The 10,414-nt window shown below is 71.3% G+C and carries 5 protein-coding genes; 3 read left to right on the forward strand and 2 right to left on the reverse strand.

The window, feature by feature from the left end; genetic code table 11:
- Window positions 1-93: 93 nt before the first annotated feature.
- Complete coding sequence (gene eccCa, locus KGA66_RS19910) at window positions 94-4,077, forward strand: type VII secretion protein EccCa (RefSeq protein ID WP_369015916.1); 3,984 nt, start codon at window positions 94-96, stop codon at window positions 4,075-4,077.
- Between the two features lie 141 nt (window positions 4,078-4,218).
- Here the strand turns inward: eccCa and KGA66_RS19915 are convergent, their stop codons facing one another.
- Together KGA66_RS19915 and eccB are read right to left on the reverse strand one after the other, a co-directional pair.
- Window positions 4,219-5,586: a S8 family serine peptidase gene (locus tag KGA66_RS19915; RefSeq protein ID WP_211469683.1), complete on the reverse strand. Its 1,368-nt coding sequence runs from the start codon at window positions 5,584-5,586 to the stop codon at window positions 4,219-4,221.
- 46 nt (window positions 5,587-5,632) lie between these two features.
- On the reverse strand, window positions 5,633-7,174 hold the full coding sequence (gene eccB / locus KGA66_RS19920; protein WP_211469684.1) for a type VII secretion protein EccB: 1,542 nt from the start codon (window positions 7,172-7,174) through the stop codon (window positions 5,633-5,635).
- A gap of 351 nt (window positions 7,175-7,525) precedes the next feature.
- On the opposite strand from eccB, the gene eccE reads away from it, so the two are divergent.
- Window positions 7,526-8,836 carry a type VII secretion protein EccE gene (gene eccE, locus KGA66_RS19925; protein WP_211469685.1) on the forward strand — a complete coding sequence of 437 codons (1,311 nt, stop codon included), beginning with the start codon at window positions 7,526-7,528 and terminating at the stop codon, window positions 8,834-8,836.
- The gene (locus KGA66_RS19930; protein ID WP_211469686.1) at window positions 8,833-9,663 is read left to right on the forward strand and encodes a hypothetical protein; all 831 of its coding nucleotides are present in this window, start codon (window positions 8,833-8,835) and stop codon (window positions 9,661-9,663) included. Before eccE ends, KGA66_RS19930 begins: the two co-directional genes overlap by 4 nt.
- The last annotated feature ends 751 nt before the right edge of the window (window positions 9,664-10,414 follow it).

Genomic DNA, 10,414 nt, shown 5'->3' on the forward strand with positions numbered 1-10,414 from the left:
GCGGGCGGCGCCCGTCGTCACAGAATGCGACACTGTCGATCCGCCCGGCTGGTTTCACACGGGTCTGGTCCACGCACGGGAGGGGCTGCGGGTTTGAGTACGGTCATTGTGAAGCGGCCACCACGGGTGCACCCTCCGCAGGTGCCCTCGGGTGAGGTCTTCCTGGAACCGCCGCCCGAACTGGCGCGTACGGTCAAGGACGGCAGTGCCCTGATGCAGGCGCTGCCGATGCTGGCGAGCGTCGGATCGGTCGCCTTCTTCTTCATGCCCGGGACCAATGTCCTGATGAAGCTGATGGGCGGCATGACCCTGATGTCGTCGCTCGGCTTCGTGGTCATGTCCCTGGTGAAGGGGAAAGGCGGCGGCAAGGGCAAGACGGCCGACGCCCGACGCGACTATCTGCGGTACCTGAGTCAGGTGCGCGCGCAAGTACGCAAGACCCGGCAGCAGCAGTACACCGCGCAGATGTGGTCGCACCCGAGTCCGGCGCACCTGTGGGCGATCGTGACCAGCGGGCAGCGGCTGTGGGAGCGGCGGCCGACCGACGGGGACTTCGTGCAGGTGCGGCTCGGCTCGGGGGCGCAACGGCTGTCCACGCCGCTGGTCGCACCGGAGACCGCGCCGGTGGACGAGCTCGAACCGATCTGCGCCGACGCGCTGCGCCGCTTCATCACCGTGCAGGGCACCCTCGACGGGCTGCCGCTGGCCGTCTCCTTCCGCTCCTTCTGGCATGTGCTGATCGGCCCGTCCGGCGAGGGCACGGCGAACGACGCGCGCGCGGAGGCCCGCGCGATCCTGGCCCAGCTGGCCACCTTCCACGCACCGGACGAGGTGCGCATCTGCGTGGTGGCGGCGGAGAACCGGCGGCACCACTGGGAGTGGGTCAAGTGGCTGCCGCACGCCCAGCATCCGAAGGACACCGACGCGGCCGGACCGGTGCGGCTGATCTTCTCCGACGCCTCGGAGCTTGAGGAGGCGCTCGGCCCGGAACTGTCCGACCGGCCGCGCTACTCCCGCGAGAGCGCGCCGCTGTACGAGCAGCCGCACATCGTGGTGCTCGTCGACGGCGCCCGCGCCAGCGGCGAGTCGATGCTCCTGCACGGCGACGGCCTGATGGGCGTCACCATCGTCGAGATCGACACCGAAGGGCATGCCGCGGCGGTGCGCGGCGGCGTGCACCTGGGCATCGACGGTGCGACGCTCCAACTGGAGACCTCGACCGGGGCGAGCTTCACCGGCAACAGCGACCGGCTCTCGATCCCCCAGGCCGAGGCGCTGTCGCGGCAACTGGCCCCGCTGCGGGTGGGCGGCGGCGCGGACGGCGACGAGCCGCTGCTGTCCTCGCTCGACTTCACCGACCTGATGAGCATCGGGGACGCCGGCTCGTTCGACCCGCGGCGCGGCTGGAGGCGGCTCTCCCCGCAGGACCGGCTGCGCGTGCCGATCGGGATCGGCGAGAACGGCGAGCCGGTGATCCTGGACATCAAGGAGGCCGCGCTGGGCGGCATGGGCCCGCACGGCCTGTGCATCGGCGCCACCGGCTCGGGCAAGTCCGAGGTTCTGCGCACCCTGGTGCTGGCCCTCGCGGTCACCCACTCCTCGGAGAACCTCAACTTCGTGCTCTCCGACTTCAAGGGCGGCGCCACCTTCGCGGGCATGGCCGAGATGCCGCACACCGCCGCGGTCATCACCAACCTGGCCGACGACCTGACCATGGTGGACCGCATGCGCGACGCCATCGTGGGCGAGATGAACCGGCGCCAGGAGATGCTGCGCGACGCGGGCAACTTCAAGAACATCCACGACTACGAGAAGGCCCGCGCCGCCGGTGCGGCGATCACCCCGATGCCGAACCTGGTGATCGTGCTCGACGAGTTCTCCGAGATGCTCACCGCGAAGCCGGAGTTCCTGGACCTGTTCATCCAGATCGGACGCATCGGCCGCTCCCTCGGCGTGCACCTGCTGCTCGCGTCGCAGCGCCTTGAGGAAGGCAAGCTGCGCGGCCTGGACACGTACCTGTCGTACCGCCTGGGCCTGAAGACCTTCTCCGCGGCCGAATCCCGGGTCGTACTGGGCGTGCCGGACGCGTTCACGCTGCCTTCGATCCCCGGCTCGGGGTATCTCAAAACCGTGGGCCAGGAGGGCGGAAACCCGGCGGGTACCCGGTTCAAGGCCGCGTACGTATCCGGACCCTACCGTCCGCAGACGCGCACCACGGTGGCACGCAGACTGGACCACCGGCGCCCCACGCTTTTCACCTCCGACTTCCAGGCTCCGCCCCGGGTGCAGGAGACGGCGGTCGCCGCGCCCGTGAAGGAGGACGACGACGCGCTCGTCGACACGGTGCTCGACGTGCTGGTGCGTCAGATGGAGGGGCAGGGCCAGCCGGCACACCAGGTGTGGCTGCCGCCGCTGCTGGAGCCGCCGACGCTGGACCAGCTGATGCCGGGCCTGCAACCGACGCCGCAGCGCGGGTTGAGCGCGACGGAGTACTCGGGCTCCGGCCGGCTGCTGGTGCCGATCGGCATCGCGGACAAGCCGATCGAGCAGAAGCGCGAGCTCTACCAGATCGACCTTTCCTCGGCCGCGGGCCACGCGGTCGTGGTCGGCGGTCCGCGCACCGGCAAGTCCACCATGGTCCGCACGATCCTGATGGGCCTGGCGCTCGGGCACACCCCGCAGGAGGTGCAGTTCTTCGCGCTCGACTTCGGCGGAGGCACGCTGGCCACGCTCTCCGGGCTGCCGCACATGTCCGGCGTCGGCGGGCGCCTCGACGTGGACGTGGTGCGCCGCGTGATCAGCGAGGTGGTCTCGATCCTGGACAAGCGGGAGGAGTCCTTCCGCCGCCACGGGATCGACTCGATCGGCACCTTCCGGGCCCGGCGGGCACGCGGCGAGCTGCCGGACGAGCCGTTCGGCGACGTGTTCCTGGTGGTGGACGGCTGGGCGACGCTGCGCGCGGACTTCGAAATGCTGGAGCAGGACATCCTGGAGATCGCGCAGCGCGGCCTCGGCTTCGGCGTGCACGTGATCATCACGGCCGCGCGCTGGCCGGAGATCCGCCCGCAGCTCAAGGACGCGATCAACACCCGTATCGAGCTGCGCCTGGGCGACCCGATGGAGTCCGACATCGACCGCAAGGTCGCGATCAACGTGCCGACCGGCACCCCAGGGCGCGGCCTGACCAAGAGCAAGCTGCACTTCCTCGGCGCGCTGCCGCGTATCGACGGCGTCGACGACGTGGCCGACCTGGCCGACGGAGTGGCGAAGGCGGTGCACGCGATCGCGGATTCATGGCAGGGCCCCGCGGCGCCGAAGCTGCGGATGCTGCCGCTCATGGTGCCCTACGGCGAGTTGCCCGCCGCGGCGCAGCGGCCCGCGCACGTGGTGCCGCTGGGTGTGGACGAGACCAGGCTGGAGCCGGTGTACCTGGACTTCAACACCGACCCGCACTTCCTGCTGTTCGGTGAGGGCGAGTCCGGCAAGACCAGCGTGCTGCGGACCCTGGTGCAGGGGATCAGCGAGGCGTACACCCCGCAGCAGGCCCGCATCCTCGCGGTCGACTACCGCCGCTCGCTGCTCGGCTCGATCCCCGAGAGCCACCAGTTGGCGTACTGCGCCGCGGCTCCGGCGGTGCAGAGCGTGCTGTCGGAGGTCAAGCCGTTCCTGGACAAGCGGCAGCCGGGACCGGATGTGACGGCGGAGCAGTTGCGCACGCGCTCGTGGTGGACCGGTCCGGAGATCTTCGTGATCGTGGACGATTACGACCTGGTGGCCACCCCGGGCGGCAACCCGTTGCTGCCGCTGGGCGAGTACCTGCCGATGGCCCGCGACCTCGGGTTCCACCTGATCATCGCGCGGGCCTCCGGCGGTGCGGGCCGGGCGCTGTTCGAGCCGCTGATCCAGCGGCTGCGCGAGACCCGCCAACCCGGCCTGGTGCTCTCCGGCGAACGCGAGGAGGGGCAGTTGATCGGGCAGGTGCGTCCCAGCCAGCAGCCGCCGGGCCGCGGCACGCTGGTCTCCCGCAAGCACGGCACGATCCTGGTGCAGACCGCGCACATTCCGCCGGTCATGTGAACTGCCGGCCCGCAGGAGCGCGACGGCCCGCGGGTGATGCAAGAACATTGTGAAATGCACGGGAGCCCGCCCGGTCCGGACCTGAACTGCGGGTCCGGACCAGGCGGGCTCCTCCTCGTCGCGATACCGGCGCGCCGGACCCTACGGAAGCATCCTGCGACGGCGAGCGTCCCGGGCGACGACCGTGCCGGCCACCAGGACGACCGCGATCAGCAGCGCCGAACCGAGGGCGATGTACGCGCCCTTACGCTGGTCGACCGCCATCTGCGGCGGGGCCGCGTCCACGATCGGCAGCATCGGGATGCCGTGGGTGACCGGCTTGGCCTGCGCCGGCCCGTCGGCGTTCGGTCCGGCGCCGTACAGCTTGGTCAGGTGCGCCGGATCGGCCGTCAGCGCCGCGGACGCGTCGACCTCGCCCCAGCCGCTCGACTTGTTCCACGAGCCGTTTCCGTTCGCCGTCGACTCCAGTACCCGCATGACGGTGCTGACCGGCCAGTCCGGGTGCTTGGCGATGAGCAGGGCGGCGAGCCCGGCCACGTACGGCGCGGCGAAACTCGTGCCGCTGTCCAGGTGGATCTTCCCGTCCGGAAAGAGCCCGCCCACCTTCTCGCCCGGCGCCGTGATCCCGATGTCGGCCCCCGTCTCGGAGAAGTCGGCGACGCCGCCGTCCCTCGTCGCCGCGCCGACGGTGATCAGATACGGCGCATAAGCGGCCGGATACAACATCGGGTTGATGCCGTGGTCGGAGTTGTCCCTGGGGTCGATCGCGTCGGAGTTGCCGAAGTTGCCGGCGGCGGCCACGATCAGGACGTTGTTCTGGTACGCGTTCATGACGGCGTTCTTGAGGGTGTCGTCGGGGTCGTAGCCCTCCTGCGAGATGTTGATCACCTTCGCGTGCGCGGCGACGGCGGCGTCGATGGCCTGCGCCATCGACTTCTCGTCGTTGCCGCCGCTGACGTTGCAGCCGGCCTCCCGGTAGATCAGGAGCTTGGCGCCGGGGGCGAGCCCGACCATGCCGTTGCGGCCCGTCTGCTGCGCCGCGATGATCGAGGCGACGAAGGTGCCGTGGCCGTCCACGTCGGCCTTGTACTGGCCGCCGCCGCCGGTGAGGTCCTGGCCGCCGACGACCGGCTTGGACACCTGGTTGACGCCGCCGGCGACGCCGGTGTCGATGATCGCCACCTTGACGCCGGAGCCGTTTCCGCTCTGCGTGGAAGCCTGCGCGTTCGCGTACGAGACCTCCCACGGTGTGGCGCTCTGATCGGGCTCCGGCTTACTGTCGTTCTTGGTGCACTGACTGTTGTCGGCCGGCGTGGTACCGCCGCCGCCCCCGGACGCGACGCCGGTGCGGGCTGCGCTCGTCCGTGCGAGACCGGTCCACGGCGGTGCGCCGGCCTGCGGGAAACCGAACATGCTCGTCGCGGCCAGGGCGAACGCGCCCACCGCGCGCGCCGGCGTGCCGACCCGCCGCCCTCGTGCGCTCCATCCGGTCATCTCGCCACCTGCCATCCCGTGCTCCTCAGACCCCGACCACGCGCCTGCCACCCGTGCCGGCTCAGTCCGCGGCGAGCGGCGGGGACTTGCCCGCGTCGGTCGGATTCAGATCGGCGCCGGGCCGCACCAGCCGTATCCAGTTGCTCGGAACCGGCGTCACCTGGACCTTGTCGTACTGCAGCATGTGCGCCGCGCTGACCGGCTGGGCGTCGGCGCCCGCGCCGGGCAGCTTGGCGCTGGACGTCATCAGGTACCGAATTCCGGTCTCGGTGACCAGATACTCCGGCCCGCTGTTCTTGTTGTTCCCGCCGCTCACGTCCTGGGCCAGCGCGGCATGGCCCGCCTTGACCAGGACGTAGTCCGCGACGTCCTGCCCCGTGCCCTGAACCGTGACCCCGTTCGGCAGCGACTGTGGCAGTTGGTCGCCGTAGAGCAGCGTGAGGTGCGGCAGATCGCCGTCGAAGGCGCCGGCGGACGTGCTGGCGGAGAAGTTGACGCAGAGCACGCCGAAGCCCGGGGTCTTCCCGTCCGCGTCGAGCGTGGTGACCATGTTCTGCGGCCAGTCGCTTCCGGCGTTCAGCAGCGAGGTCGGGCTGGTCAGCTCGTCCTTCGGCGCGGCCTTCACGATCTCGGACTCGTTGAGCTGAATCTGCCGTGCGTGCGAGTCGCTGCCCGCGGGCCCCGCCTTGTAGAGCGTGTAGACGAAGTAGTTCACCTCGACCAGCCCGCCGGCGGTCTCGATGTAGCCGACCTGCTGTCCGTTCGCGCCGGGCAGGGTGCCGTAGTCGCCGATGTGGTGGCCGGGCTGCGGGTTGGGCAGCGAGCCCAGCGGTTCGCCCAGACCCTGGACCGTCGGCAGCTGCAACGGCGTGCCGGGCCGGAACGCCTTGAGCCAGGCGTTGGAGACCCAAGGCCCCTCCGCCTTGTCAGGGCCGACGAAAACGCTGGTCAGCGGGTTCAGTACGCCGTTGTCCTGGATGGGGTAGGCGTAGTCGCCGGTGACGAGATAGTTCCTGTTCTGCGGGTCGTGCACCACGAAGGCCGTGTACTGCGACGCCGTACTGTCCTTGCCGGCGGTGTATCCGACTTCGAGGATCGTTTTCCCATGGGACTGCGTCTGGTCGCCGTGGTTCGCCGAATCGAGGCACAGCGTCCACTGGGTGAGGTCGACGTTGCCCGCCGTCGGCACATCCTGGGGCGCGCCCGGGATGCCGATCGGCGCGCCCATCACCACGTCCGAACCGTTGATCACGTTGTCCGGCACGTCGAACTTCTTGAACTTGTCGCCGAGCAGCAGCCGTGCGGAGGTGATGTTGAGCAACGGATGCAGCTCTTTGTCCTGCGGCGAGTAGACATAGGCCGCACCCGACGAGCTGTCGACCGCGAGACCGCTCTCCCATCCGCTCGGCGCGGAGGGCTTGAACACACCGAGCACGGCGACCCCGGCGACCGCGATCGCGCTGAGGATCGCGGAGGTGACGAAGGTCTTGATGGGACGGGGCGCGGATTCGTCGCTGCCGGTAGGCGAGGGCGCCACCAGGTTCGAGACCATGCGCCTTCGCGCGAACACGAACGCGTCGAGCTGGTCCTTGCGCGTCGCCATGCTCTACCCCTCGCCCCCATGAAGACGTACGACTGCTGCGGTACCGTGTTGACCTACGTATACGTGCACTGAGCGGGCGCGTCGCTCCGAAGCGCTCCGAGTACCGCCGACCCGTGCCGCCGGCCGCCGCGTCGCGCCACCCCACACTCAAGTTCGGGAGAACCTGTATCACAGAGTACGGCCGTGCACACGGTACCCTCTTTCGCGCCGGGAAGTTATCCACAGGATCCGTTCAGACGGTGGAGTTCCCCGGCGTGAACGAAGTACGGTAGCGGTGCAATCACGGTTCCGGCGGCGGAACGACCTGGGGCGACTACCCCGGGGACGGCATGGGGGCAGGCGCGAGGGGCGATGGCTACGGCGACGACCAATCACGGTTCGAACGGACCGCTGGGCCCGGGTCCGCAGGACGGCGGGCGACGGCCGCAGTCCGGTGCGGGCGCGCGCCGGCCGGCGCCCTCGCGCGTCCAGGCGGTATTCCATCCGCGGCCCGGCCGCATCGGTTCGCTTCAGGTCATCCGGGTGGTTTTCGCGGAGGCCGCGGCGGCCCTCGTCGCCGTGCCCATACTGACCAAGCACACGTTCTGGCTCGCTCTGACCGGTCCCGTCGCGATCCTGTGCGTCGTCGCCGCCGTCGCCGGCAACCACGGGCGCTGGTTCGGCCAGATCTCCGCGGTGCGCGGCGAGTACCGCGAGCGGCGAGGGCAGCGGGTGGACGCCCCGGGCGCCGAGGCCGCGCTCGCCCCGCTGCGGGAGACCTTCCCCGGGCTGCGCACCACGAGTGTGAGCAGCCGCCGGGGCGACCCGGTGGGCATGATCGGCGACGGCACGTTCCTGACCGCGGTGCTGCGGGTCGGCACGCGGACCGAGCCGCTGCGCGCGCCGCGCACCGCGCAGCCGCTGCCGCTCGGCGTGGTAGCCGGGGTGCTCTCCGACGAGCGGCTGTCAGCCTCCTGCGTCCAGATCGTGACGCACACGCAGCCCGCTCCCGCGCCGCACCTGCCCGCCCATGCCATGGCGGTCCGCTCGTATCAGGAGATCATGGGCGACGTACCGGGCCAGCGCACCACCTGGGTCGCGGTGCGGCTGGATCCGCAGGACGCCGCCGGCGCGATCGAGGCGCGCGGCGGCGGCGCCGCCGGCCTGCAACGTACGTTGCTCACCGCCGTGCAGCGGGTGGCCAGCGACCTGGAAGGCGCCGGCTTCGAGGCTGCGGCGTTGAGCGAACCGGAGCTGATCACCGCTCTGGGCACCGCTTGCGCCGTCAACCCGCAGGTGGGCACTACGCCGCGGTCGGCCGGCACGGCCCACCGCACCGCCGAGTCCAAGCGTGCCTGGCGCTGTGACGACCGCTGGCACACCACCTACTGGCTGGACAAACTGCCGCGGCTTTCCGCGGATTCCACCCCGAATCTGGTCGCCGCGCTGACCAGCGTGCCCACCCTGGCGACCAGCTTCGCGGTCACCGCCACCCGCGGTACCGGCGGCTCGGTCGGCTTCAGCGCGCACGTGCGGTTGGCGGCCCACTCGGAGGGGCAGCTGGCCGAGGCGGCCAAGGCGCTGGAGCAGCGCGCGGCGAAGGCAGGGGCGCACCTGACGCGACTCGACGGGGAGCAGTTGCCGGGCCTGGTGGCCACGATCCCGCTGGGAGGGGAAGCATGAGCGGCACCGGCTCCGCGGGCCAGGCCCGCACCGCGACCACGGCACGCGGCTACGCTCCGGGGCCGGTCGGGGCCGGCCGGCAGGAACCGCCGCGGCTCGTGGTGGCGGCGCGTCCGTCCCGGGCCGAGGAAGTCAGGCTGCTGCCGGTGCACGGGCCGCGGCACGAGCGGCACATTCTGGAGGCCGATCAGCTCAGCGCGCTGAGTCTGCCGGTGGGCGACGACGGAGTGGTGATCGGGAGCGATCCCCACCGCCGGCCCGCGGTGCTCGGTCTGTTCCGCCCGCGGCCGGTGGACGGTGCGCTGGTGGCCGGTTCGTATCTGGCGCAACTGCTCGCGCTGCGCGCGGCCGCGACCGGCGCACGGATCGTGATCGAGACCGCGCGGCCCGAACTGTGGAGCGCGCTGGCGCAGAACGCGGGCGGCGGCCAGCAGATCGTGGCGCTGGTGCCGGTACGCCGGGTCGGCGCCCTCGGCGCCACCGCGTCGAGCCCGGTGCTGCTCATCCGCGACTGCGGTGCGCGGCCGCCGCGTCTTTCGCAGCCGAAGACGGCGTGGCAGACCACGTTCACGCTGCTGCCGTTCCTCGATCCCGGTTACGCGGGCCAGTTGGTCAGCGCGGATCTGGTGGCGCTGCAACGGATCTCGCCGCAGGAGGCGCAGCTCGCGGCGCGCGTGGTGCGGCTCGGTGCCGAGGACGTGCAGGCGCTGTCCGGGCTGCCGGATGAGCTCACGCTCTGGTGCGCCCGTCACGGCCGACAGTACGTGTACAGCATGCCGACGCAGCTGGAAGCGGGCTTGCTGGGCGCGCCTCGCCGAATGGACTGACGCGCTCTCAGGCCGTCGCGCGGTGCCCGTGTTCCGGGCGCCGGGCGGGCTCGGCCGCTCCGGTCGGTCCGATTGCGTTCGAATCACACCGATTCGCCATGCATTCCATAGCGGGTGGCGGCCTGACTACAGTTGTGCCGACGGTGGATCTGAAGGGTGGCGGTGGCGGCAGTGAGCGGCGAGCACGGGTTCGGCGACAGCCCAGAGGACGAGGAGTGGACCGGTCCGCTCTACACGGCGCCGGACTGGTACAAGCAGGCCGGTGGACCCGCTGTGCCCCAGCCACCGACGCAGGGTTACAGCCAGGGCCAGGGTCCGTCACCGGGCGTCGGGCAGCCGCCGGCGCAGACCCCGCTGCCGCCTCAGCTCCCGCCGCCTGCGCCGCAGGCCATGGGTCACCCGGTCCGCCCGCAGGATCCCGCCGCACCGCCTGCACCGCCTGCACCGCCTGCACCGCCTGCACCGCCTGCACCGCACCGGCAGCCGGGGCCACCGTTCATCGCGCTGCCCAATCAGCCAGCGCCGAATCAGCAGTCGCCTGGTCAACTCCCGCCGCGTCCGCAGCAGACTGCGCCGCCCGGGCCGCCATCCGGCCCGCCGCCGCTGGCGAATCAGGGCACGATAATGTCTGGCCCGGTGGCGCCGCCGTCACCGCAGAGCGCTACGGGCGCGCCGGGTGAGCCGCGCCCCGCGCCCAATGGCCAGCCGCCGCAGCCGTCCGGCCCGCCGTTCATCCCGCTCTCGCGGCCGA

The organism is Actinocrinis puniceicyclus, assembly GCF_018283645.1.
Lineage (GTDB): Bacteria > Actinomycetota > Actinomycetes > Streptomycetales > Catenulisporaceae > Actinocrinis > Actinocrinis puniceicyclus.

Bases quoted from the DNA above. Each gene is read 5' to 3' on its own strand.
- KGA66_RS19930 (WP_211469686.1), top strand. From the start codon at position 8,833: ATGAGCGGCACCGGCTCCGCGGGCCAGGCCCGCACCGCGACCACGGCA.
- eccB (WP_211469684.1), bottom strand. From the start codon at position 7,174: ATGGCGACGCGCAAGGACCAGCTCGACGCGTTCGTGTTCGCGCGAAGG.
- eccE (WP_211469685.1), top strand. From the start codon at position 7,526: ATGGCTACGGCGACGACCAATCACGGTTCGAACGGACCGCTGGGCCCG.
- KGA66_RS19915 (WP_211469683.1), bottom strand. From the start codon at position 5,586: ATGGCAGGTGGCGAGATGACCGGATGGAGCGCACGAGGGCGGCGGGTC.